This is a genomic window from Pseudomonas sp. GW823-FHT02F05, from assembly GCF_058797315.1.
Genome location: NZ_JBXAJM010000012.1, coordinates 61,819 through 85,717 on the forward strand (window position 1 = coordinate 61,819; position 23,899 = coordinate 85,717).

At 60.2% G+C, this 23,899-nt stretch carries 22 protein-coding genes; 14 read left to right on the forward strand and 8 right to left on the reverse strand.

Features of this window, described 5'->3' with window-relative positions; translation table 11 throughout:
- Positions 1–9 precede the first annotated feature (9 nt).
- Positions 10–1,386, reverse strand: coding sequence for a glutamine synthetase family protein (locus tag AC1RAC_RS15655; protein WP_003195252.1), 1,377 nt, complete (start codon positions 1,384–1,386; stop codon positions 10–12).
- Between the two features lie 597 nt (positions 1,387–1,983).
- Here AC1RAC_RS15655 and AC1RAC_RS15660 point away from each other — a divergent pair.
- The 7 genes from AC1RAC_RS15660 (at position 1,984) to AC1RAC_RS15690 (ending at position 10,385) form a co-directional block, all read left to right on the forward strand.
- A complete protein-coding gene (locus AC1RAC_RS15660; protein ID WP_003195249.1) occupies positions 1,984–3,342 on the forward strand; it encodes a glutamine synthetase family protein in 1,359 nt (452 codons plus the stop codon).
- A 57-nt stretch (positions 3,343–3,399) separates the two neighbouring features.
- Positions 3,400–4,764 carry an aspartate aminotransferase family protein gene (locus AC1RAC_RS15665; protein ID WP_014720386.1) on the forward strand — a complete coding sequence of 455 codons (1,365 nt, stop codon included), beginning with the start codon at positions 3,400–3,402 and terminating at the stop codon, positions 4,762–4,764.
- Between the two features lie 183 nt (positions 4,765–4,947).
- Positions 4,948–6,042 carry a polyamine ABC transporter substrate-binding protein gene (locus AC1RAC_RS15670; RefSeq protein WP_034129075.1) on the forward strand — a complete coding sequence of 365 codons (1,095 nt, stop codon included), beginning with the start codon at positions 4,948–4,950 and terminating at the stop codon, positions 6,040–6,042.
- Positions 6,043–6,283: 241 nt separating this feature from the next.
- Complete coding sequence (locus AC1RAC_RS15675; protein ID WP_034128995.1) at positions 6,284–7,378, forward strand: polyamine ABC transporter substrate-binding protein; 1,095 nt, start codon at positions 6,284–6,286, stop codon at positions 7,376–7,378.
- A 66-nt stretch (positions 7,379–7,444) separates the two neighbouring features.
- On the forward strand, positions 7,445–8,587 hold the full coding sequence (locus AC1RAC_RS15680) for an ABC transporter ATP-binding protein (RefSeq protein ID WP_003195240.1): 1,143 nt from the start codon (positions 7,445–7,447) through the stop codon (positions 8,585–8,587).
- A complete protein-coding gene (locus AC1RAC_RS15685) occupies positions 8,584–9,504 on the forward strand; it encodes an ABC transporter permease subunit (RefSeq protein WP_003195238.1) in 921 nt (306 codons plus the stop codon). Before AC1RAC_RS15680 ends, AC1RAC_RS15685 begins: the two co-directional genes overlap by 4 nt.
- Entirely contained in the window at positions 9,501–10,385 is an 885-nt protein-coding gene (locus tag AC1RAC_RS15690; protein ID WP_003195236.1) for an ABC transporter permease subunit, read from the forward strand. The genes AC1RAC_RS15685 and AC1RAC_RS15690 overlap by 4 nt, the downstream gene beginning before the upstream one ends.
- A gap of 128 nt (positions 10,386–10,513) precedes the next feature.
- Here AC1RAC_RS15690 and AC1RAC_RS15695 read toward each other — a convergent pair whose 3' ends face one another.
- Complete coding sequence (locus AC1RAC_RS15695; protein ID WP_089041499.1) at positions 10,514–11,155, reverse strand: HD domain-containing protein; 642 nt, start codon at positions 11,153–11,155, stop codon at positions 10,514–10,516.
- A gap of 248 nt (positions 11,156–11,403) precedes the next feature.
- Here AC1RAC_RS15695 and AC1RAC_RS15700 point away from each other — a divergent pair, with 248 nt between their 5' ends.
- A complete protein-coding gene (locus tag AC1RAC_RS15700) occupies positions 11,404–12,369 on the forward strand; it encodes a GlxA family transcriptional regulator (protein ID WP_034128992.1) in 966 nt (321 codons plus the stop codon).
- On the opposite strand, the gene AC1RAC_RS15705 is transcribed toward AC1RAC_RS15700, so the two are convergent.
- On the reverse strand, positions 12,347–12,700 hold the full coding sequence (locus AC1RAC_RS15705) for a carboxymuconolactone decarboxylase family protein (protein ID WP_034128991.1): 354 nt from the start codon (positions 12,698–12,700) through the stop codon (positions 12,347–12,349). The genes AC1RAC_RS15700 and AC1RAC_RS15705 overlap by 23 nt on opposite strands.
- 99 nt (positions 12,701–12,799) lie before the next feature.
- On the opposite strand from AC1RAC_RS15705, the gene AC1RAC_RS15710 reads away from it, so the two are divergent.
- The gene (locus AC1RAC_RS15710) at positions 12,800–13,708 is read left to right on the forward strand and encodes an AraC family transcriptional regulator (protein WP_034128990.1); all 909 of its coding nucleotides are present in this window, start codon (positions 12,800–12,802) and stop codon (positions 13,706–13,708) included.
- Between the two features lie 109 nt (positions 13,709–13,817).
- Here AC1RAC_RS15710 and AC1RAC_RS15715 read toward each other — a convergent pair whose 3' ends face one another.
- The gene (locus AC1RAC_RS15715) at positions 13,818–16,172 is read right to left on the reverse strand and encodes a penicillin acylase family protein (protein WP_492616749.1); all 2,355 of its coding nucleotides are present in this window, start codon (positions 16,170–16,172) and stop codon (positions 13,818–13,820) included.
- Between the two features lie 26 nt (positions 16,173–16,198).
- Positions 16,199–16,774, reverse strand: coding sequence for a DUF6436 domain-containing protein (locus AC1RAC_RS15720; RefSeq protein ID WP_492616750.1), 576 nt, complete (start codon positions 16,772–16,774; stop codon positions 16,199–16,201).
- A 98-nt stretch (positions 16,775–16,872) separates the two neighbouring features.
- On the opposite strand from AC1RAC_RS15720, the gene bipL reads away from it, so the two are divergent.
- On the forward strand, positions 16,873–17,814 hold the full coding sequence (gene bipL, locus AC1RAC_RS15725; protein WP_106117742.1) for a phospholipase BipL: 942 nt from the start codon (positions 16,873–16,875) through the stop codon (positions 17,812–17,814).
- 86 nt (positions 17,815–17,900) lie between these two features.
- Here the strand turns inward: bipL and AC1RAC_RS15730 are convergent, their stop codons facing one another.
- Positions 17,901–18,653: a DUF2059 domain-containing protein gene (locus tag AC1RAC_RS15730; protein ID WP_003195224.1), complete on the reverse strand. Its 753-nt coding sequence runs from the start codon at positions 18,651–18,653 to the stop codon at positions 17,901–17,903.
- A 131-nt stretch (positions 18,654–18,784) separates the two neighbouring features.
- Here AC1RAC_RS15730 and AC1RAC_RS15735 point away from each other — a divergent pair, with 131 nt between their 5' ends.
- Positions 18,785–19,417 carry a 2OG-Fe(II) oxygenase gene (locus tag AC1RAC_RS15735; RefSeq protein ID WP_003195222.1) on the forward strand — a complete coding sequence of 211 codons (633 nt, stop codon included), beginning with the start codon at positions 18,785–18,787 and terminating at the stop codon, positions 19,415–19,417.
- Between the two features lie 2 nt (positions 19,418–19,419).
- On the forward strand, positions 19,420–19,902 hold the full coding sequence (locus tag AC1RAC_RS15740; RefSeq protein ID WP_127880382.1) for a 2-thiouracil desulfurase family protein: 483 nt from the start codon (positions 19,420–19,422) through the stop codon (positions 19,900–19,902).
- A 48-nt stretch (positions 19,903–19,950) separates the two neighbouring features.
- Here the strand turns inward: AC1RAC_RS15740 and AC1RAC_RS15745 are convergent, their stop codons facing one another.
- Positions 19,951–20,424 (reverse strand): transporter substrate-binding domain-containing protein, encoded by a 474-nt coding sequence (locus tag AC1RAC_RS15745; RefSeq protein ID WP_492616751.1) that lies wholly within the window; start codon positions 20,422–20,424, stop codon positions 19,951–19,953.
- A 134-nt stretch (positions 20,425–20,558) separates the two neighbouring features.
- Between AC1RAC_RS15745 and AC1RAC_RS15750 the strand changes: the two genes are divergently transcribed.
- Positions 20,559–20,999 (forward strand): DUF4399 domain-containing protein, encoded by a 441-nt coding sequence (locus AC1RAC_RS15750; protein ID WP_034128985.1) that lies wholly within the window; start codon positions 20,559–20,561, stop codon positions 20,997–20,999.
- A gap of 67 nt (positions 21,000–21,066) precedes the next feature.
- Here AC1RAC_RS15750 and serA read toward each other — a convergent pair whose 3' ends face one another.
- On the reverse strand, positions 21,067–22,296 hold the full coding sequence (gene serA / locus AC1RAC_RS15755) for a phosphoglycerate dehydrogenase (protein ID WP_492616752.1): 1,230 nt from the start codon (positions 22,294–22,296) through the stop codon (positions 21,067–21,069).
- Positions 22,297–22,501: 205 nt separating this feature from the next.
- Here serA and AC1RAC_RS15760 point away from each other — a divergent pair, with 205 nt between their 5' ends.
- A complete protein-coding gene (locus tag AC1RAC_RS15760; RefSeq protein ID WP_005792341.1) occupies positions 22,502–23,896 on the forward strand; it encodes an FAD-binding oxidoreductase in 1,395 nt (464 codons plus the stop codon).
- Positions 23,897–23,899 lie beyond the last annotated feature (3 nt).

Genomic DNA, 23,899 nt, shown 5'->3' on the forward strand with positions numbered 1-23,899 from the left:
AGCAACCGCTTACACGGTATGCAGGTACCAGTTGTACTCAAGGTCGGAGATGGAGTGTTCAAACTCCTCCAACTCACTTTCCTTACAGGCGACGAAGATATCGATGTATTTAGGATCGATGTACTTGGCCATCACCTCGCTGTCGTCCAACTCACGCAGCGCATCGCGCAGGTTGTTCGGCAGGCTCTGCTCGTTCTGCTCGTAGCTGTTGCCTTCCACTGGAGCGTTCGGCTCGATCTTGTTGGTCAGGCCGTGGTGTACGCCCGCCAATACCGAGGCCATCAGCAGGTAAGGGTTGGCATCGGCGCCAGCCACACGGTGTTCGATACGCACGGCATCGGACGAGCCGGTGGGTACGCGAATCGCCACGGTGCGGTTATCCAGGCCCCAGCACGGCGAGTTCGGCACGTAGAACTGTGCGCCGAAACGACGGTAGGAGTTGACGTTGGGGCACAGGAACGCCATTTGGGCGGGTAGGGTCTCCAGCACACCGCCGATCGCGTGACGCAATGCGGCGTTCTGCTCGGGATCCTCGCTGGCAAAGATGTTCTTGCCGTCCTTGTCCAGAATGGAAATGTGTACGTGCAGCCCGTTGCCTGCCTGGCCTGGGTAAGGCTTGGCCATGAAGGTGGTGTCCATCTCATGGTCGTAGGCGATGTTCTTGATCAGGCGCTTGAGCAGTACCGCGTAGTCGCAGGCCTTGATCGGGTCGGCGACGTGGTGCAGGTTCACTTCGAACTGCGCCGGGGCACTTTCCTTGACGATGGCATCGGCCGGAATGCCTTGCTCCTTGGCACCTTCCAGAATGTCCTGGAGGCAGTCGACGTATTCGTCGAGGTCGTCGATCAGGTAGACCTGTGTCGAGTGCGGGCGTTTGCCGGAGATCGGCGAGCGGGGCGGTTGTGGGCGGCCGTTCACGTTCTCCTGGTCGATCAGGTAGAACTCAAGCTCGAAAGCGGCGCAGATGGTCAGACCGAGGTCGTCAAACTTGGTGACAACTTGGCGGAGCACTTCGCGCGGATCGGCGAAGAAAGGTTCACCTTCAAGTTCGTGCATGGTCATCAGCAGTTGCGCGGTGGGGCGCTTTTGCCAGGGTTCATTGCACAGGGTGTCGGGGATTGGATAACAGATTCGGTCAGCATCACCGATGTCCAGGCCCAGGCCGGTGCTTTCCACCGTAGAGCCGTTGATATCCAGGGCAAATAAAGAGGCAGGCAGGTTAATGCCCTTCTCGTAAACCTTGTGGAGGCTGGTGCGTTCGATGCGCTTACCGCGCACCACACCATTCATATCCGCAATTAGAAGGTCTACGTACAGAACCTCAGGATGATCCTTAAGGAACGCGTTCGCTTCGTTAAGCTGAACGGCACGCGGGGGTACCGACATGATGCAACACCTTTGTTGTTAAAAATATCAATCATTGATCTTTTCTGGTTTCAGTCAACCCGAACGGCCTGCCGAAGTCAAGCGAGGCATTTTTTGCCCTAAAAAAGCGCCATGAAGCCTTTTTTGCGGGGTTTTGGGGCGGTTTTTTGGGTTTTAGGGGCTTGGGACCTGCAGGCTTGAGCGGGCCGTGTAGGATTTTTTACGGGGGTGTTGTGTAAAAAAATGAACAAGGCTAAGCTCGATTCAAACCCATAACAGCAATAATACCGGGGTGCTTCATGTTTCACCTGCCGCCAATCGGCGTCTCTGCCTGCTCCAGCCAGGCTTTGTCCGCAGCTCGTTCGCCCCGTGTGAATGCCCAGGCACCGGCCAATATTCTTGACGGCCCGGCCGATCTCCTTTTTGCCATCTCCGACGCCACTGAGCGACCCTCATCCGCCGTGCCGATCATAATTGCGCACAACTTTGGCCTGAGGAATGCAACCCATGGGCAAATGGCAGGTAAGCTCCTACCCTGAATGAAAAAACGACGCGGATGCTGCGTCAACCAACGCCTGGCCTTTAATGGATGCCAGGAAACCCAGCCCAGAGGCATTTATGAGTAACAACCTCGACCAGCTCACCGATTGGTTGAAAGACCACAAGATCACAGAAGTCGAATGCATGATTGGCGACCTCACCGGTATTACCCGGGGCAAGATCTCGCCGACCAACAAGTTCATTGCCGAAAAAGGCATGCGCCTGCCCGAGAGTGTTCTGTTGCAGACCGTGACCGGCGACTATGTCGAAGACGACATCTATTACGAATTGCTCGACCCGGCCGACATCGACATGATCTGCCGCCCCGACCAGAACGCGGTATTCCTGGTGCCCTGGGCCATCGAGCCGACCGCCCAGGTGATCCACGACACCTACGACAAGCAAGGCAACCCGATCGAGCTGTCGCCGCGCAACGTGCTCAAGAAAGTCCTCAAACTCTACTCCGACCGCGGCTGGCAGCCCATCGTGGCGCCGGAGATGGAGTTCTACCTGACCAAGCGCTGCGAAGACCCGGACTTCCCGCTGCAACCGCCGATTGGCCGCTCCGGCCGCCCGGAAACCGGTCGCCAGTCCTTCTCTATAGAAGCAGCCAACGAATTCGACCCGCTGTTCGAAGACGTCTACGACTGGTGCGAACTGCAGGAACTGGACCTCGACACCCTGATCCACGAGGACGGCACCGCGCAGATGGAAATCAACTTCCGTCACGGCGATGCCCTGTCTCTGGCCGACCAGATCCTGGTGTTCAAGCGCACCATGCGTGAAGCCGCGCTCAAGCACGACGTGGCCGCCACCTTCATGGCCAAGCCCATGACCGGCGAGCCCGGCAGCGCGATGCACCTGCACCAGAGCATCATCGACATTGCCACCGGCAAGAACGTCTTCTCCAATGAAGACGGGACCATGAGCCAACTGTTCCTCAACCATATTGGCGGCCTGCAGAAATTCATCCCTGAATTGCTGCCTTTATTCGCCCCCAACGTGAACTCGTTCCGCCGCTTCCTGCCCGACACCTCGGCGCCGGTGAACGTGGAATGGGGCGAAGAAAACCGCACCGTCGGCCTGCGCGTACCGGATGCCGGCCCGCAGAATCGCCGCGTGGAAAACCGCCTGCCTGGCGCCGACGCCAACCCGTACCTGGCGATTGCCGCCAGCCTGTTGTGCGGCTACATCGGCATGGTCGAAGGCCATAACCCGAGCGCGCCGGTGGTGGGCCGCGGTTACGAGCGACGCAACCTGCGCCTGCCGTTGACCATCGAAGACGCCCTGGAACGCATGGAAAACAGCAAGACCATCGAGAAATATCTGGGGCAAAAATTCATCACAGGCTACGTCGCGGTCAAGCGGGCCGAGCATGAAAACTTCAAGCGCGTGATCAGTTCGTGGGAGCGGGAATTCCTGCTCTTCGCCGTCTGATGCGCCGGGCGCGCCCTTCAAACGGCGCGCCTTCACTGAAAAGTCTAGGAGATTGGTATGTCCAGCAACAACCCGCAAACCCGTGAATGGCAAGCCTTGAGCAATGATCACCACCTGGCGCCGTTCAGCGACTTCAAGCAATTGAAAGAGAAAGGCCCAAGGATCATCACCAAAGCCCACGGCGTTTACCTGTGGGACAGCGAAGGCAACAAGATCCTCGACGGTATGGCCGGCCTGTGGTGCGTGGCGATCGGTTACGGTCGCGATGAACTGGCCGATGCCGCCGCCAAGCAGATGAAAGAACTGCCGTACTACAACCTGTTCTTCCAGACCGCACACCCGCCGGTATTGGAGTTGGCCAAGGTCATTTCCGATGTCGCGCCGGCTGGCATGAACCACGTGTTCTTCACCGGCTCTGGCTCCGAAGGCAACGACACCATGTTGCGCATGGTCCGCCACTACTGGGCGATCAAGGGCCAGCCCAACAAGAAAACCATCATTGCCCGCAAGAATGGCTACCACGGCTCTACCGTGGCCGGCGCCAGCCTGGGCGGCATGACCTATATGCACGAGCAGGGCGACTTGCCGATCCCGGGCATTACCCACATCGCGCAGCCGTACTGGTTTGGCGAAGGCGGCGACATGAGCCCCGAGGAATTCGGTGTGTGGGCCGCCAACCAGTTGGAAGAGAAAATCCTGGAGCTGGGCGTGGACAACGTCGGCGCCTTTATTGCCGAGCCGATCCAGGGTGCCGGTGGCGTGATCGTGCCGCCTGCCACGTACTGGCCGCGCATCAAGGAAATCCTCGCCAAGTACGACATCCTGTTTGTCGCCGACGAAGTAATCTGCGGCTTCGGCCGTACCGGTGAGTGGTTCGGTAGCGATTTCTACGACCTCAAGCCGCACATGATGACCATCGCCAAGGGCCTGACCTCGGGCTACGTGCCCATGGGCGGCCTGATCGTGCGTGACGAAGTGGTGGCGGTGCTCAACGAAGGGGGCGATTTCAACCACGGCTTTACCTACTCCGGCCACCCGGTGGCCGCGGCCGTGGCGCTGGAAAACATCCGCATCCTGCGCGATGAAAAAATCGTTAACCGTGTGCACGACGAAACGGCACCGTATTTGCAAAAGCGTCTGAGGGAACTGGGCGATCATCCGCTGGTGGGTGAAGTACGCGGCGTCGGTATGCTCGGTGCGATCGAGCTGGTGCAGGATAAGGCGACGCGCAAGCGTCACGAAGGCAAAGGCGCCGGCATGATCTGCCGAACCTTCTGCTTTGAAAATGGCCTGATCATGCGCGCCGTGGGCGACACCATGATCATTTCGCCGCCACTGGTCATCAGCAAGGCTGAAATCGACGAGCTGGTAACCAAGGCCCGCCATTGCCTGGACCTGACTTTGGCTGCCTTGCAGGGCTAAGTGCTAGGCTCAGTGCGCGGTGCACTGGGCAGTTAAAAATGCAGGGGCTTTGGTTGAAAGCCGGCCCCTGAACTTGCCAGACTGTCGCCCTGTTTTGTTGCCCTTCGGTTGGGCCGTAAAACATACAACGCTTGTGGCCCAAAAAAGAAAAAATTGGAGCATCACCAAATGAAGGCATTAGGTTTGAAGAACGCTGGCAAGACCCTCCTCGCCTTGTCCCTGATGGGTGCAATGGCGGGCGCGGCCCAGGCAGACAATAAAGTGCTGCACGTTTACAACTGGTCCGACTACATTGCACCGGACACCATCGCCAACTTTGAAAAAGAGTCGGGCATCAAAGTGGTGTACGACGTTTTTGACAGCAACGAAACCCTGGAAGCCAAGTTGCTGGCAGGCAAGTCCGGCTACGACATCGTCGTGCCGTCGAACAGCTTCCTCGCCAAGCAGATCAAGGCCGGTGTCTACCAGGAGCTGGACAAGTCCAAGCTGTCCAACTACGACAACCTGAACAAATCCCTGCTCAAGGCCGTATCGGTCAGCGACCCGGACAACAAGCACGCCTTCCCGTACATGTGGGGCTCGATGGGCATCGGCTACAACCCGGAGAAGGTCAAGGCCGCACTGGGCGTGGACAAGATCGACTCGTGGGACGTACTGATGAAGCCGGAAAACATCGCCAAGCTGAAAAGCTGCGGCGTGAGCTTCCTCGATTCGCCAACCGAAATGCTGCCGGTAGCGCTGCATTACCTGGGCCTGCCGACCGACACTACGAAGAAGGCTGATCTGAAACAGGCCGAAGACCTGTTCATGAAAATCCGTCCTTCGATCGGCTACTTCCACTCCTCCAAGTACATCTCCGACCTGGCCAACGGCAACATCTGCGTGGCTGTGGGCTACTCGGGTGACATCGAACAGGCCAAAACCCGCGCGGCTGAAGCCGGCGGCAAGGTCAAGATCGCCTATGACATTCCCAAGGAAGGTGCTGGCAGCTTCTTCGACATGGTCGCCATTCCCAAGGATGCCGAAAACGTCGAGGCTGCCTACGCATTCATGAACTACCTGCTCAAGCCAGACGTCATGGCCGCGATCACCAACAGTGTGCGTTTCCCGAACGGTAACGAGAAAGCCACTGCCCTGGTCGATAAAGACATCACCAGCGACCCGGGTATTTATCCGTCGGCCGAAGTGCAATCCAAGCTCTACGCCATTGCCGACATGCCGGCGGCAACTCAGCGTGAAATGACCCGTAGCTGGACCAAGATCAAGTCCGGTAAATAACGCACAAACCTGTAGGAGCGAGCTCGCTCGCTAAAATCGTCAACGATAACGCGGGGCCTCTGATAGCCCGCGTTGCCGGTGAGTTCTTCGCGAGCAAGCTCGCTCCTACAAACAGTGGCAGCCGTACAGAAAATAAATGACAGAAAGTTTTGCCGGATCGGTTTATCGACGGTAAGTTGCGCGCCGGTTTTGTTGCCGGGCAACAACTTCAAGGCCCCCAACTATTCAAGAGGACCTCCACTTGCCAATTTCTTTATTTCGCAAAGCCATGCTGGTGGGTGCAGGTATCACGCTGGCTGCCAGCGTACAGGCCGCACCGACGGTGCATATTTATAACTGGTCGGACTACATCGGCCCCGACACCCTGGCCAACTTCGAAAAGGCCAGCGGTATCAAGCCTGTGTATGACGTGTTTGACTCCAACGAAACCCTGGAAGGCAAGTTGCTCGCCGGGCGTACCGGCTACGACGTCGTGGTTCCGTCCAACCATTTCCTGGGCAAGCAGATCAAGGCTGGAGCGTTCCAGAAGCTCGACAAGTCACTGCTGACAAACTACGCCAACCTCGACCCGGTGCTGCTCAAGCGCCTGGAAAAGAACGACCCGGGCAACCAGTACGCGGTGCCGTACCTGTGGGGCACCAACGGCATTGGCTACAACGTCGACAAGGTCAAGGAAGTGCTGGGTGTCGACAAGATCGACTCCTGGGCAGTGTTGTTCGAACCGGAAAACATGAAGAAGTTGGCCACTTGCGGCGTGTCGTTCATGGACTCGGCCGATGAAATGCTACCGGCGGTACTCAACTATATGGGCCTGGACCCCAACAGCACCAACCCGGCCGACTACAAGAAAGCCGAGGAAAAACTGCTGAAAGTGCGGCCCTACGTGACCTACTTCCATTCCTCCAAATACATCTCGGACCTGGCCAACGGCAACATCTGCGTGGCGGCCGGTTTCTCCGGCGATGTGTTCCAGGCCAAGGCCCGTGCGGCGGAGGCGGGCAAAGGCGTGAACATCGCCTACACGATTCCCAAAGAAGGCGGCAACCTGTGGTTCGACGTGCTGGCGATTCCCAAGGATGCCAGCAACGTCAAGGAAGCCCACGCCTTCATCAACTATTTGCTGCAGCCTGAGGTGATCGCTCAGGTCAGCGATCAAGTCGGTTACGCCAACCCTAACCCAGGGGCGGACAAACTGATGGAGCAATCGATACGCACCGACGAAGCGGTTTACCCACCGCAGGCGGTTCTCGAGCGGACATTCGTCAACTTTGAGCTACCCCCGAAAGTGCAGCGTTTAATGACCCGTAGCTGGACCAAGGTCAAGACGGGCAAGTAAGGCTAAAACTATCCAAGGCTGGCCCGCATTGGGCCGGCTGCACAGTTTTTTTTGGGAGTTTCGTAAATGGCAGTTGCCTCCGGCGCCTATAAGAAAGCCCTCGAGGGCGACCAGACACCGAAAAAGGTGCTGGTCAAAATCGACCGGGTCACGAAGAAGTTCGACGAGACGATTGCCGTGGACGATGTGTCCCTGGAAATCAAGAAAGGCGAGATCTTCGCCTTGCTCGGCGGTTCGGGTTCGGGCAAATCCACCTTGCTGCGCATGCTTGCAGGTTTCGAGCGCCCAACCGAAGGTCGCATCTACCTCGACGGTGTGGACATCACCGACATGCCGCCCTACGAGCGGCCGATCAACATGATGTTCCAGTCCTACGCCTTGTTCCCGCACATGACCGTGGCGCAGAACATCGCCTTCGGCTTGCAACAGGACAAGATCCCCAAGGCTGAAGTCGACGCACGCGTGGCCGAGATGCTCAAGCTGGTGCAGATGAGCCAGTACGCCAAGCGCAAGCCGCACCAATTGTCCGGCGGCCAGCGCCAGCGTGTGGCCTTGGCCCGCTCCTTGGCCAAGCGCCCGAAGCTGCTGCTGCTCGATGAGCCGATGGGCGCACTGGACAAGAAGCTGCGCTCGCAGATGCAACTTGAGTTGGTGGAGATCATCGAGCGCGTTGGGGTGACCTGCGTGATGGTGACCCACGACCAGGAAGAAGCCATGACCATGGCCGAACGCATCGCGATCATGCACCTGGGCTGGATCGCCCAGATCGGCAGCCCCATCGATATCTACGAAACTCCCACCAGCCGCCTGGTGTGCGAGTTCATCGGCAACGTCAACATTTTCGACACCCAGGTGGTGGACGACGCCGAAGGCCACGCAGTGCTCAAGTGCCCGGACCTGGACCGCGACATCTACGTAGGCTACGGCATCGCCACCTCGGTGGAAGACAAGTCGGTGACCTACGCCATTCGCCCGGAAAAGCTGTTGGTGACCACCGAAATGCCGACCTGCGAACACAACTGGTCCAGCGGCAAGGTGCACGACATCGCCTACCTGGGAGGCCACTCGGTGTTCTACGTGGAGCTGCCGAGCGGCAAGCTGGTGCAGTCTTTCGTCGCCAACGCCGAACGCCGTGGCCAGCGCCCAACCTGGGGTGACCAGGTGTACGTGTGGTGGGAAGACGACAGCGGCGTGGTACTTCGCTCATGAACATGAAGAAATTCAAGCGGCGCTTGGATCGCATCGTGCCCAATGGCAAGCAGGTGGTCATCGGGATTCCCTTCCTCTGGCTGTTCCTGTTTTTCGCACTGCCGTTTTTCATCGTGCTGAAAATCAGCTTTGCCGAAGCCGATGTGGCGATCCCGCCCTATACCGAGATCTATACCTACGTTGAGCAAAAGCTGGAGGTGGTGCTGAACCTGGCCAACTACAGCTTGCTGGCGGGCGACGAGTTGTACATCGCCGCCTACCTGGGCTCGCTGAAGATGGCGTTTTTCAGCACGCTGCTGTGCCTGCTGATCGGCTACCCGATGGCCTACGCCATTGCCACCGCGCGCAAAGAGATGCAGACCGTGCTGGTGCTGCTGATCATGATGCCCACCTGGACCGCGATCCTGATCCGGGTGTATGCGTGGATGGGCATCCTCAGCAACAACGGCCTGCTCAATGGCTTCCTGATGTCCATGGGCTTGATCAACGAGCCGCTGCAGATCCTCAACACCAACATCGCGGTGTACATCGGCGTGGTCTATTCGTACCTGCCGTTCATGATCCTGCCCCTGTACGCCAACCTGGTGAAGCACGACCAGAGCCTGCTGGAAGCCGCCTCCGACCTGGGGTCGAGCACCTTCAACAGCTTCTGGAAAATCACCGTGCCGCTGTCCAAGAACGGCATCATCGCCGGTTGCATGCTGGTGTTTATCCCGGTGGTGGGCGAGTTCGTGATTCCTGAACTGCTCGGCGGCCCGGAAACCCTGATGATCGGTAAGGTGTTGTGGCAAGAGTTCTTCAACAACCGTGACTGGCCGGTGGCGTCTGCCCTGGCGGTGGTGATGCTGGCGATCCTGATCGTGCCGATCATCCTGTTCAACCGCAGCCAAGCCAAAGAGCTGGAGGGCAAGATATGAAGCGCTTTCGTTTCTCCAGCTTCATGCTGGTCGCAGGCTTGTTGTTCATCTACCTGCCGATGTTGATCCTGGTGATCTACTCGTTCAACGAATCCAAGCTGGTGACAGTGTGGGGCGGTTGGTCGATCAAGTGGTACGTGGGCCTGTTGGACAACACCCAGTTGATGGGCTCGGTGGCCCGCTCCCTGGAAATCGCCTGCTACACGGCGGTGGCGGCGGTGGCGTTGGGTACCCTGGCCGCCTTCGTGCTGACGCGCATCAGCCAGTTCAAGGGCCGCACGCTGTTCGGTGGCCTGGTGACGGCACCGTTGGTGATGCCCGAAGTGATCACCGGTCTGTCGTTGTTGCTGCTGTTCGTGGCCATGGCACAGATGATCGGCTGGCCCCAGGAACGTGGCATCGTCACCATCTGGATCGCCCACACCACCTTCTGTGCGGCGTATGTGGCGGTGGTGGTGTCGGCGCGCTTGCGTGAGCTGGACCTGTCGATCGAAGAAGCGGCGATGGACTTGGGCGCACGGCCATGGAAGGTGTTCTTCCTGATCACCATCCCAATGATCGCGCCATCGCTGGCAGCGGGCGGCATGATGTCGTTCGCGCTATCGCTGGACGACCTGGTACTGGCCAGCTTCGTGTCGGGCCCTGGTTCCACCACCTTGCCGATGGAAGTGTTCTCGGCGGTGCGTCTGGGGGTTAAACCCGAGATCAACGCCGTGGCGAGCCTGATTCTGTTGGCGGTGTCGCTGGTGACCTTCCTGGTGTGGTTCTTCAGCCGTCGGGCCGAAGAGCATCGCAAGAAGGCTATTCAGCAAGCGATTGAAGAAGCCGCAGCGGATGGCTGGCAGCAGCCGGACAAGCGCCGGGCGCCAGCGCCGGTCTGACTGCCGACGCGATCCACTGTAGGAGCGAGCTTGCTCGCGAAGAACGTTAACGATGACGCTGGGTACCTGACACCCAGCGGCGCTCTCAGGTTTTTCGCGAGCAAGCTCGCTCCTACAGTGGGGTTTAGCTATGCAGCCCACGGCGACGTGCGGATCACCTGCACAAAATTCATCGGCTTGAACCCCGGCTCCTGGTCCACCAGCACGTCGGTCTTAACATTGCCAAACGTGGTCTGCGGGCGATGGCGCAAGCCGTCTGCGAACGCGCAGATGATGCACTCCTTGAACCCTTCACCCCGTGGATGTGCATGCACCACCGCTTCGCGCTGCGCGCTGCTGAACGCGGCGTAGTCCATGCCCAGCACATCCATCTCCACACCAGCGGTCACCAGCGCTACGGTGGGGCGCAGGTGTTTCGGCACGCCCGGCGTGGTGTGCAGGGCGATGGACAACCACACTTGTTCGATATCGTCATCGCTCAACCCATAGGGCTTGAGAAATGCGGCGGCGGCGTTGGCGCCGTCCACTTCGAAGCGCTCGTCGTCACTGCGGTGGCCCTCCACCAGGCCCAGGTCATGGAACATCGCGCCGACGTAGAGCAACTCCGGGTCGTAGGCCAATTGCTTGCGCTCACCGCTCAAGGCGCCGAACAGGAAGACCCGGCGCGAATGGTGGTAGAGCAGGTCCGATTCGACGTCGCGGATGTATTCGGTGGTGGCCCTGGCCAAGGCGCTGTCAGGGATCTGGATACCGGCTATGGTGGTGCTCATGGTGGATCTCCTCTGGAAAGACTTCAGTCTGGTCCCATGACCCTGAAGCGGCTATTGCGACAGGGAGGCGATCCCGGCCAATGTGCCGCCACATCGTGCCAAGCATGTAGGCGATCCCCTGTGGGAGCTGGCTTGCCTGCGATAGCATCACCTCGGTGTACCTGAGGTACCGAGTCGTCTGCATCGCAGGCAAGCCAGCTCCCACAAGGGGGGCGCGTTTATCCAGTTGGAAAAAGGTGTTTGTGACCATGGGCAAAACCGTCGCCATCCTGATCTTCCCCGGTGTCCAGTCGCTGGACGTGAGCGGGCCGATGGATGTGTTCTGCGAGGCCAACCGCTTCCTGGCGCCCGAGGATCACTATCGGCTGGAAGTACTCGGCTTTGGCCACGGCGCCATGGCGGCCTCCAACGGTTTGTCACTGCAGGCGCACAAGCACTACAGCGAAGCCCGGCAACCCTATGACCTGTTGCTGGTCGCCGGTGGCCCACAGTTACCCTTCGAGGATTTCGGCTTCGAGTTTGACGCTTGGCTGCGCGCGGCCGCCGCGAAGGCGCAGCGCTTCGGCTCGATCTGCAATGGCGCCTTCATGCTGGCCCGTGCAGGTCTGCTGGACGGCAAGACCGTCACTACCCATTGGAACGATGCCGCCAGCCTGGCGCGCCTGTGTCCCTCGGCCCAGGTCGAAGCCGACCGTCTCTATGTGCAGGACGGCAAGCTCTACACCTCCGCCGGGGTCACGGCAGGTATCGACCTGTCGTTGTACTTGCTGGCCCAGGATCACGGCCCGGAAGTGGCCCTGAGCGTGGCCAAGCGCCTGGTGGTGTTCACCCAGCGCTCGGGCGGGCAATCGCAGTTCAGCCCGTTCCTCACGCCCCATGCCGAAACCACCTCGGCGGTGGCGCTGGTGCAGCTGTACGTGCTGGCCAACCTGACGGGAGACTTGACCATTGCCGACCTGGCCAAGGCGGCCAATATGAGTGCGCGCAATTTCTCCCGGGTGTTTGCCCGTGAAGCGCGGATTACGCCGGCGGAATTTGTCGAGAGGGCGCGGGTGGATGCGGCGCGCGTGATGCTTGAAAGCAGCCACGCACCGCTTAAAACCGTGGCCTATCAATGCGGCTTTCGCGACGCCCAGCACATGCGCAGTGTGTTCAACCGCCGGCTGGGCGTCACGCCGCAACAGTTCAGGCTTAACTTTGCGGCGCCGGTTTGAGCGTGTCGTAGGCTTCCAGGGCGCGCAACGAGTAGATGTAGGCCGCGCCTGCATTCAGCGAGATCGCGGTGGCCAGCGTGGCCGCCACTTCTTCGCGGGTTGCCCCGGCCTTGATCGCGGCATCGGCATGCACGCCGATACAACCGTCGCAGCGGGTGGTGATCGCCACCGCGATGGAAATCAGTTCACGGGTCTTGGCGTCGAGTACATTGTTTTCCTCGGCAGCTTCCCCCAGCGCCATGTAGGCTTTGACCATCTTCGGGTTGCTCTTGCCCAGTGAGCCAAAGGCTTTCTTCACGGTAGGCAGCAAGTCGGACCAGTTATTGAACATTGCGGTAACTCCTGAACAGGTTGGGTGTGAAGCCAGTCTGTAGCGTTGAAGGCTACGGCTATTGTTCAATCCGCTCATTTTTTTGACCGATGCTCGCAAATGAATGCCATCGACACCCTTATCGCGCTGGCCAACCTGCGCGGCAGCCTGGATTTGCGTTGCCAGTTCCAAGGGGACTGGGCGTTGGACCATGCGCCGGAAAACCTCGGCGTGGCGCCTTATCACATCGTGCTTAGCGGCACCTGCCGCGCCGAGTTGTCTGGCGGGCAATATGTAACGTTGGAGGAGGGCGATATCCTGCTGATGCCCGGTGGCGGTACCCACTTGCTGCGCAGCCAGGGCGCGCGGATCCGCCCGATGCAGCCTCGCGTTATCGAAGGGGGTGCGCTGACCGTGCACCGTTTGGGCGGTGAACAGCCGGATGTGGATATGCTGTGTGGCAGCTTTCACTACAACCGCCAATCGCTGTTGTTCGATGCGTTGCCGGACTACCTGGTGGTGTCCAGCCGCCAGTGGCAAGGCGATGGGCAACTGGCGGCGTTGATAGCGTTGCTGCGCAGTGAAGCGGACGGGCAGCAAGTGGGTGCCCGTTCGTTTATCAATGCGCTGTCGTCAGCCCTGTTCACCTTGATCCTGCGCAGTTGGCTGAGCGACCAGGCGCCAGGGGCGGGAACCTTCGCCTTGCTCGCTGACAAGCGCTTGAGCAAGGCCTGGCAAGCCATGCTGGCCGAACCTGGGCATGAATGGACCATCGATGGTCTGGCGTCGGCGGCCAGCATGTCCCGTGCGACTTTTATGCGTGCGTTCGTCAAAGTGGCAGGTGTATCGCCCTGGGTGTTGCTCACCCAATTGCGCATGGAGATGGCGTTCAACCTGCTGCGCCAGTCACGCCTGAGCCTGATCGATATCGCCGCCCAGGTGGGTTATCAATCCCAGGCGGCGTTCAGCAAGAAATTCAAGGACACCTACGGCCAAGCGCCAGGGCGCATGCGGGCTCACACCCGATGATCATTCCCACGCTCTGCGTGGTAACGCCTCTTGGGACACTCTGCGTCCCGCTTCTAAGGGCGGACGCGGAGCGTCCATGGCTGCATTCCCACGCGGAGCGTGGGAACGATCATCGGGCGGGTAGCAGTTTCAAGGTGCCGCGGGTATTGGCCGTCACTTCCTCCTCACTGAAGTGCGCCTGCTCATACCTGCCCTCGATATAGCTCTGCGCCTGGTCGCCATAGTGCGTATCAAAGGGCACACCGCTTTGCCCCACCGGGTTGATGGTGAGGGCGTGGGCCGGGTCGGCGAAGTCGATCAGGCGCCGTGTCGACGGGCCGTAGGTCACAGGCCACGGCGCCGGGCCAATCGGGGCGGTCTGGTTGTTCGGCACTTCGTGGCTGCCCGGTGCCGGGAACGGGCCGACGTTGAAGATTTTATCCAGCGGTTTTTGCAGGCCCAGCGGGTGGCCGTGGGTCAGGGTGTGCGCCTTGCCCCACTGCCACTGTGCCGGGTCATCGCCGAACGTAGCCTTGAGGTGGGCCAGGCTATTGTCCCAGGCGAGCTTGACGGTGTCGGCCCGATTGCCGTTCCACCAGGGCGAGTCTGCCGACGCGGCCAGGCGGGGCAATGCGGCGTCGATCACGCGGGTGCCGAGCAGGGTCTTGAACAAGGCATCGCCGAGTTTGGGGTGAAAGGTTGCGTCGCTGAGGTTGAACAGCAACTGGTTGAACAGCGTGGCATTGGTGGAGTCCAGCGGGTAGTCACCCTTCCAGTTGGCAAGCTGCTCCACCAGTTTGAGTTGCGCCGGGTCCTTGACCACCTCGCGCAGCACCGGCAACAGCGGTGCCAGCAGGCGTGGGCCGTAGGCGGTGGTGGTGCCCAGTTGCAGGGCCTGGCTGTTGGTCACATCCCACTTCACGCTTGTGTCGCTCAACTGCGCGTTCAACTGCTGGCCGCGGTCAGCCAAGTTGTAATAACCGGGGATCGGCATGCCGGTGGGCGATGCCGGCTGGGCATTGGCGGACACCACATAGCCGCGCGGCGGGTTTTCTTCCTGGGGGTTGGCACTGAAGGGGTAGAAACCCAGCTTGTCGGCCTGGGCAGTGCTACCGTCGAGGATGAACGCCGGGTTGACGCCGGCCGGGCGGATCGGCAACTGCGCTGCCGCCCACCAGCCGATATCGCCTTTGGCATTGGCCCACACGATGTTCAGGCCTGGCGCCGACACCTTGGCGGCTGCGGCACGTGCCTTGGCCAGGGTGTCGGCACGGTTGAGCTGATAGAAGCCATCGAGGATCGGGTTTTCACTGTCCAGGAACGCCCACCACATGGCAATCGGTGTGCTGCCGGCGTTCTCACCGAGCACGTCGTTGATGATCGGGCCGTGGGGCGAACGGCGCAGGGTGAGGGTTACCGGCGCCTGGCCCTTGACCTGGATCTGCTGCTCGCTGCTGCTCATGTCCACCCATTGGTCGTGGTACCAGACCTGGTTGGGGTTGTCCGGATTGACCTTTTCGGCGATCAGGTCGAGGTCGTCGTTCTGGAACATGGTCAGGCTCCAGCCGAAGTCCAGGTTGTGCCCCAGGAACGCCACCGGTACCAGCGCGTTGTGGTAGCCGTACAACTCGAAGCCTGGCGCCGACAGCTGCGCCTCGTACCAGACCGAAGGCACCGAGAAACGGATATGTGGGTCACCCGCCAGCAACGGTTTGCCGCTTTGAGTATGGCTGCCGCTGACGGCCCAGGCATTGCTGCCTTCGAACTGCGGCAGGCCGTTGTCGGCCAGGGCCTGTTCGCTCAGGGCGGCGATGGCGCCAAGCGTCTGCCAATCGCTGGCCGCCAAGTTGAGGGCGCCCTTGGGTTGCCAGTCGAGATCGAAGACGTTCAAGTAGGCGCTGCCCAGCCGGTCGCGCACGTAGGTCAGTACCGGCTCGGTACGAAAGGCTGCGGCAAAGCTGTAGGCCATGTACCCGGCGACGCTGATGCTGTCTTCGGCGGTAAACGGGCGCTTGGCGATGCCCAGCACATCGAATTCCATGGGGCTGGCGTGGCTGTCCTGATACTGGTTGATCCCGTCCAGGTAGGCTTGCAGGGCCTTGGACGAGGCTGAGCCAGGGTCCATGTGCTCCACATAGCTCAAGGCACGCTCGCGAATGCGCAGGCTGCGAAACAGTTTGTCGGTCTCCAGCAGCTTGGGCCCCAGCACCTCGGCCAGTTCGCCACGGGCCAGGCGCCGCATGATCTCCATCTGGAACAGGCGGTCCTGGGCATGCACATAGCCCAGGGCGCGGTACAGGTCGGCTTCGTTTTCGGCGCGGATATGCGGTACGCCACGGTCGTCGTAGCGCACCGTGACCGAGCCTTGCAGGTGCGCCAGCATCACCGTGCCCTGGCGCGTGGGTTGTTTGCTGTAGACGTACCAACCGACGCCCAGGGCGACCAGCACAATCAGCACCGCAAAAACCTGCAAGACGCGCTTCATGAACATTCCTTACCAAAGTGGACGGACTACAGATCCTTAGGCCACGAACAATAGCAGCCTACCGCGAGGGTGTGAGTGGCATTCACTTCGCGTCCGGCTCCGAGGGCCTTGAGAATTGGCTCGATAAAACTGTTGCTGGCGTTGCACGTCAGGCCTTCGCTGTAGGGGCCGAAATACGCCAGCTTGCCGGTGCGGTCCCAAATGCCCACGGCCGGGCTGGCGGGGATCTGGTCCGCGCCGGGCAGGGCATCGAGGACTTTCAGATGGCGCAGGTTCTCGGGCAACTGGCCGTGGCTGCCGGGTTTTTGCAGGGCATAGAACTCCACCCCTTGGGGCGCGTACTGCTCGATCAACTCGCCCAGGTGTTGCTGGTTACCGACATTGCACGGGCACGCCGGGTCCCAGAAGTGCACCAGGCGAGTCGGGCCAGGGCCGCTGAGAGCGGCGGGCAGTTGCAGCGCATCGCCGGAAAATACCGCGGTGTGTTCGCTGAAGGCGCGCAGGTAGCGGCCCTGGAACCAGTCATAGGCCGCCCACAGCACCCCGGCGCAGATAACCAGGATCAGGCTGGCGAACAGGGCGTTACGGTAGGGCGGTCGCATTGGATGTATCCTCGCAGGTCGCGTAGCTTGCCATGCTTGTCCTGACAGATGAATATCGCAGCTCGATATTCATCTTCACCGCAAGTCTGGAAGCCTTTATGCCCGTCACCTTTGACCCTGATCATCTGCGCGAAAGCTTGCGCCCCCTGGTGGATGCGCAGCCGCTGTCAGCCGAGGCGAGGGTTTACCAGCGTTTCTACGGGCTCGACCTGGCCGCACGTCAGGTGCCGGCGGTGAGCCGCCTGGGGCGCTTGCAGGTGGATGGGTTCGAGGTGGTGGCCCAGGTCTGGTGGCCGCCAGCGCCAGTGGCGACGATGTTCCTGTTCCACGGTTTCTACGATCACATGGGGCTGTATCGCCATGTGGTGGATTGGGCGTTGGACCAGGACTTCGTGGTGATCGCCTGCGACCTGCCTGGCCATGGCTTGTCCAGCGGCGCACGCGCCAGCATCGATGACTTTGCGGTGTACCAGAGCGTGGTGCAGGCCTTGTTCGTCGAGGCCAAGGCGTTGCAATTGCCGCAACCCTGGCACCTGTTCGGGCAAAGCACCGGCGGCGCCATCGTGGTGGACCATCTGCTCAACCACGGCGCCCAAAGCCCGGCCCAGGGCAAGACCTTCCTGCTGTCGCCGTTGGTGCGGCCGCGTGCCTGGGGTTGGTCGCAGGTCAGCTATTACCTGCTGCGCCCGTTCGTCAAAGGCATCGCCCGGCGTTTCAGCGATAACTCCAACGACCCTGCGTTCAAGCCGTTCCTGGAAGCCGACCCGCTGCAGCCTCGCCAATTGCCGACCGCCTGGGTGGGGTCGCTGGCGCGCTGGATCAAACGCATCGAAGCCGCACCACGCAGCCCCCGGCGCCCGGTGATCGTGCAGGGTGAGGAAGATATGACGGTGGACTGGCAGCACAATTTGCAGGTGTTGCGAGGTAAGTTCGACCGGCCTGAGGTGTTGATGCTCAAGCAGGGGCGGCATCACTTGGCCAATGAAATTCCGCAGATTCGCGAAGCATATTTTAACTTCCTCACGGATCACCTGAAATAACGCAGTCCAAATGTGGGAGCTGGCTTGCCTGCGATAGCGGTGTCACTGACACATCGCAATCGCAGGCAAGCCAGCTCCGACAGGGTTTACTGCGTCAGGCTTGAGGTGCTTTGACCAACGGCAAGCCCTGCGCGAATGGCTGCAAGGGCGGCCTGGTAATACGCCTTGCCCTCCGGCGACTCGGCAAAGGTGGCGAACTCTTCCAGCTCCGGGTCGGACAAATCCCGATAGACATACAGCAGGGTATTGTTCAAATCCTTGTCGATCTGCTGCATCAACCGCTCACGCTGGCCATTCAACATTCCTTGCGCCTGACCGCCGCCGAGCAGGCCTGGGATCATCTGGCTCAAGCTGTCGGCCGCCACGCCAGCAATCGCCAGGCTGACCTCGGCGCCGGCCTCGCGGGCGGGCAGGGCCTGGGCCAAGTGGCCGATGATCAGGCTGCGGGTGGCATCGGCTTCAAGTTTAGGCAGACCCTGGGCGTTTTTTGCCAGTTGGTCGCGGCGCGTGGCCAGCAACTCGGCGGCGACGATCTTGCGGCCCAGGGGCGATTGGAAAAACGCCAGGGCAGGTTTCGGGTCGGGCAAGTGCTTGCGCAATTGCGCCTCGGCACGCTGGTCCATGGCCTGGGCGGCAAAGCGTTTATTGCTGTTGTCCACCAGCGCCTGGTACACCACCGGCGGCAGGCTATTGCGGTAGCGCTGCTGGGCGGCACTGAGGGCGTCATTGAAGTGCGCACGTTGTTCGGCCCAGCCGGCGACCTTGTACAACTGGTCATGGCCGTCTGCCCAGGCGGGCAAAACGCAGAACATCAACACAGAAAAAAACAAACGACGCATAAGGACTCCTGTCAGTCGGCCACTATTGTCCGTGTCGGGCGTAGGATTTGTCGAGAAGTCCTATCAGTCACCTGACTAAAGTGTATTCAGACGCTCAACGGCGCTGTCGGATTTTCAGGCGTATGGATACTATGCGCGCCATGCAAATACCCCTCGATCACCCGCTGCTGCAACGCATCGTCGACGACCTGGCCGAAAAAGGCTGGTCGCAGCAAAATGGCTTCCTGCCCCAGGCTCTGACCCTGGAGCTGGCGGCTGAGTGCCGTAAACGTGCGGCGCAAGGTGAACTGGCGCCCGCAGCAGTAGGTCGTGGGCCGGCCCAGGAGATTCGCGAGGGCATTCGCGGTGACCATATCCAGTGGTTGGAGGAGGGGGACGCGCCTATCTGCGATACCTACATGGGCGTGATGGACGGCCTGCGCCTGGCGATGAATCGCAGCCTGTTCCTGGGCCTGGAAGATTTCGAAAGCCACTTCGCGATGTATCCGCCGGGCGCGTTTTACCTCAAGCATGTAGACCGTTTTCGCGACGATGACCGGCGCATGGTCTCGGCGGTGATCTACTTGAACGACGCCTGGCTGCCCGAGCATGGCGGCCAACTGCGCATGTACCTCAAGGGCGGTGTCGAATACGACGTGGTGCCCACCGGGGGCTGCCTGGTGGTATTCCTGTCGGGCGAGGTGCCTCACGAAGTCCTGCCCGCTACGCGCGAACGCCTGTCCTTGACGGGCTGGTTTCGCCGGCGGGGCAACGAGCCGTTTTAAACATGGAAAAGATTCTGGTCAGCCGCTGCCTGCTCGGGCACAAGGTGCGCTACGACGGCGGGGCCAGCGGCCCATTCGACCCACTGGCAGCGTGGCAAGCTGAAGGCCGCGTGGTTGCCATCTGCCCGGAAGTGGCGGGCGGCTTGCCCACACCGCGGCCATCGGCCGAAATCCCAGGCGGGCAGGGCATCGACGTGTGGGAAGGCCGCGCCCAGGTGCTGACGGCCGAGGGCGAAGACTTCACCAGCGCCTTTCTCGACGGTGCCCGCCAAGCCTTGGCGCTGGTGCAACGCCATCACATCCGCATCGCCATTCTCAAGGCCAACAGCCCATCCTGCGGCAATCTGTTGACCTATGACGGCACCTTCAGCGGGGTGAAGGTCAGTGGCGAAGGCGTCACGGCGGCGCTGCTCAAGCGCCATGGTGTGCAGGTGTTCAGTGAGTTGCAGTTGCCTGAGGCGGCGGCGGCCCTCACGCAGCTTTAAGAAGCTTAAACAGATCAAATGTGGGAGCTGGCTTGCCAGCTCCCACATTTATTGCACCTTGAGCCATTTCTGCGCCAGCGCCTTCAACCGGCCATCGTCCTTAACCCGCTTCAACGCCCCGTTCAAACTGGTCTTGAACGCCGGGTTGCCCTTCTGGAACGGGATCGCCAATGCCGGCTTCTGGTGATAAGGCTCACTGAAATCGAAACGATCCTCAAGCTCGGCAGTCATAGCCATATGGTTAATGGCCACGTCGTACTTGCCGGTTTCCACACCGGAAAGCAGGTCCGCGTTATCGGTGGTGATAAACGAGGAGCGCACCTCCATTTCCTTGGCCAGCAGTTCACCCAGCTCCACTTCAAAGCCTGCGAGTTTGTCGCCCTCTTTGAAATTGTACGGCGGGGTATTGGCTTCCAGGACTATGCGCAGTTCACCGCGATCGTTTACGTCGTCAATCAGTTCGGCATGAGCCAAGGGGCTCAGAAGAGGAAGCAACAGCAACAGGCCAGGCGAAAAGCGCATGGTCACTCCTAAAGAATTCGTACAGGCGAGGCGCCGTTCAGCAACGTTTTGTTATGGTGTCGGGTGCCTTGGACCGCAATTTATCGCGAAGTTGTCATAACCCTACAGATTTCACCGAAAAACTGGAGAAGCGAATGAAAGCCCTTTTGTCCCGTGCAACGATTGCCAGCCTTTTGCTGGGTACCTCGATGTTGGCCAGTGCCGCAGACCTTCCTCGTACGCCTGCGCCTGAAGGTGCCGAAGTGTTCATCGTCTCGCCGAAAGATGGCGCCACCGTTGATAAAACCTTCACCGTCAAATTCGGCGTCAAGAAGCTGGACCTGGAACCGATCGACAAGCAAGTGCCTAACGCCGGGCACCACCATCTGTTGGTAGACCAGAAGGTGGAGTCGCTCAACGCCAATGAGGCGATCCCGGCCACGCCTACCTCGATTCACTTCGGCAAGGCGCAGACCGAAACCGAGCTGACCCTGACGCCAGGCAAGCACACCCTGCAACTGGTGGCCGGCGACAACGTGCATCGCCAGTTCGAACCCACAGTCGCCTCGAAAGTGATCACCGTTAACGTCAAATAAGCGTTATTCGGGCAAAAAAATGGGAGACCCCTGCGGGTCTCCCATTTTTTATCCAGCGCTTGAAGCCTTAGAACAACACGCGGCTACGAATAGTGCCGTTGATGTGCTGCAGCTTCTCTTGCGCCAGGTCCGAGTACTCGGCGTCGACGTCGATCACCACGTAGCCGACCTTCTCGTTGGTCTGCAGGAACTGACCGGAGATGTTGATGCCGTTTTCCGCGAAGACCTTGTTGATCTCCATCATCACGCCAGGGATGTTCTGGTGGATGTGCAGCAGGCGGTGCTTGCCCGGGTGAGCCGGCAGGGCCACTTCCGGGAAGTTGACCGACGATACCGAGGTACCGTTGTCGCTGTACTTGACCAGTTTTTCCGAGACTTCCAGGCCGATGTTGGCTTGGGCTTCAGCGGTGGAGCCGCCGATGTGCGGGGTCAGGATCACGTTGTCCAGGCCACGCAGCGGGCTTTCGAAGATGTCATCGTTGGAGCGTGGCTCCACCGGGAACACGTCGATGGCAGCGCCGATCAGGTGCTTGTCCTTGATCGCGTCGGCCAGGGCATCCAGCTCGACCACGGTGCCGCGAGCGGCGTTGATCAGAATCCCGCCTTTCTTGATCGCGCGGATTTCCTTCTCACCGATCATCCACTGGGTCTCGGCCGTTTCCGGAACGTGCAGGGTGACGATGTCGGACATGCCCAGCAGCTCGGTCAGGCTGGCCACTTGGGTGGCGTTGCCCAATGGCAGCTTGGTCAGGGTGTCGTAGAAGAACACCTGCATACCCAGGCCTTCAGCCAACACCGACAGTTGCGTGCCGATCGAGCCGTAGCCGACGATGCCCAGCTTCTTGCCGCGGATTTCGAAGGAGTTGGCCGCGCTCTTGATCCAGCCGCCACGGTGGCAGGAAGCGTTCTTCTCAGGGATACCGCGCAGCAGCAGGATGGCCTCGGCCAGCACCAGCTCCGCTACGGAACGGGTGTTGGAGTACGGTGCATTGAACACCGCGATGCCGCGCTCGCGCGCTGCATTGAGGTCGACCTGGTTGGTGCCGATGCAGAAACAGCCGACAGCCACGAGTTTCTTGGCGTGGTCGAAGATATCTTCGGTCAGCTGAGTGCGGGAGCGAATGCCGATAAAGTGCGCGTCGGCGATCTTTTCCTTGAGCTGGGCTTCCGGCAGAGAACTGGTGATGTACTCAATGCTGGTGTACCCGGCGGCTTTCAGAACGTCGACAGCCGATGGGTGGACGCCTTCCAGAAGAAGGAACTTGATCTTGCTCTTATCGAGAGAAGTCTTGCTCATCTGCGTAAACCTGTATCCCGGAGAAAATTGGCAGGGAGTCGAGCAGCGCAAGCTGACCCGGACGGCAGGAAAGCCGTCACCGCAGAAACGCCCTTTGGGTCTGTCCTGCGGGGGCGGTATGCTAGCATACGCACCCCGCTAAACACCTATTCCTGCGACGTGAAGCGTTCTCAGGATGACCATGAATTGTTCGAGAGTTCTGTCGATGACCCATCCTGCCCTGATTGATGAGCTAAAGACCCTGGTTGAGCCCGGCAAAGTGCTGACCGACGCCGACTCCCTGGAGGCTTACGGCAAGGATTGGACCAAGCACTTCGCTCCCGCACCTAGCGCCATCGTGTTCCCCAAGACCACCGAGCAGGTACAGGCCATCGTGCGTTGGGCCAATGAGCACAAGGTGGCGCTGGTGCCATCGGGCGGGCGCACGGGCTTGTCGGCTGCTGCCGTTGCCGCCAACGGCGAAGTGGTGGTGTCGTTCGACTATATGAACCAGATCCTCGACGTGAACCTCACCGACCGCACCGCCGTGTGCCAGCCGGGTGTGGTCACCAAGCAACTGCAGAACGTCGCTGAAGAAAACGGCCTGTATTATCCGGTGGACTTCGCCTCGTCCGGTTCCAGTCAGATTGGCGGCAATATCGGCACCAATGCCGGCGGAATCAAAGTGATTCGCTACGGTATGACCCGCAACTGGGTGGCCGGCATGAAGGTCGTCACCGGCAAAGGCGATGTGCTGGAGCTGAACCGCGACCTGATCAAGAACGCCACCGGCTACGATATGCGCCAGCTGTTTATCGGCGCTGAGGGCACCCTGGGCTTTGTGGTCGAAGCCACCATGCGCCTGGACCGTGCGCCAAAGAACCTCACGGCGATGGTGCTCGGCACGACTGATTTCGACTCGATCATGCCGGTGCTGCACGCCTTCCAGAGCAAGCTGGACCTGACCGCCTTCGAATTTTTTTCCGACAAGGCCCTGGCCAAAGTCCTTGGCCGTGGCGACGTGCCGGCGCCGTTCGAAACCGAGTGCCCGTTCTACGCGTTGCTGGAATTTGAAGCCACCACCGAAGAAGTCGCCAACCACGCTCTGGAAACTTTCGAACATTGCGTGGAGCAGGGCTGGGTGCTGGATGGCGTGATGAGCCAGAGCGAAACCCAACTGCACAACCTGTGGAAACTGCGCGAGTACATCTCCGAAACCATTTCCCACTGGACGCCGTACAAGAACGACATCTCGGTGACCGTGTCGAAAGTGCCAGCGTTCCTGAGCGAAATTGACGCGATCGTCGGTGAACACTACCCGGACTTCGAAATCGTCTGGTTCGGCCATATCGGTGACGGCAACCTGCACCTGAACATCCTCAAGCCGGAAAACCTGAGCAAAGACGAGTTCTTTGCCAAGTGCGCCACCGTGAACAAGTGGGTATTCGAGACCGTCGCCAAGTACAACGGCTCGATCTCCGCCGAGCACGGCGTGGGCATGACCAAGCGCGATTACCTGACCTACAGCCGTTCACCGGTTGAAATCGAATACATGAAGGCCGTCAAAGCCGTGTTCGACCCTAACGGGATCATGAACCCCGGCAAGATCTTCGCTGTTTAACCG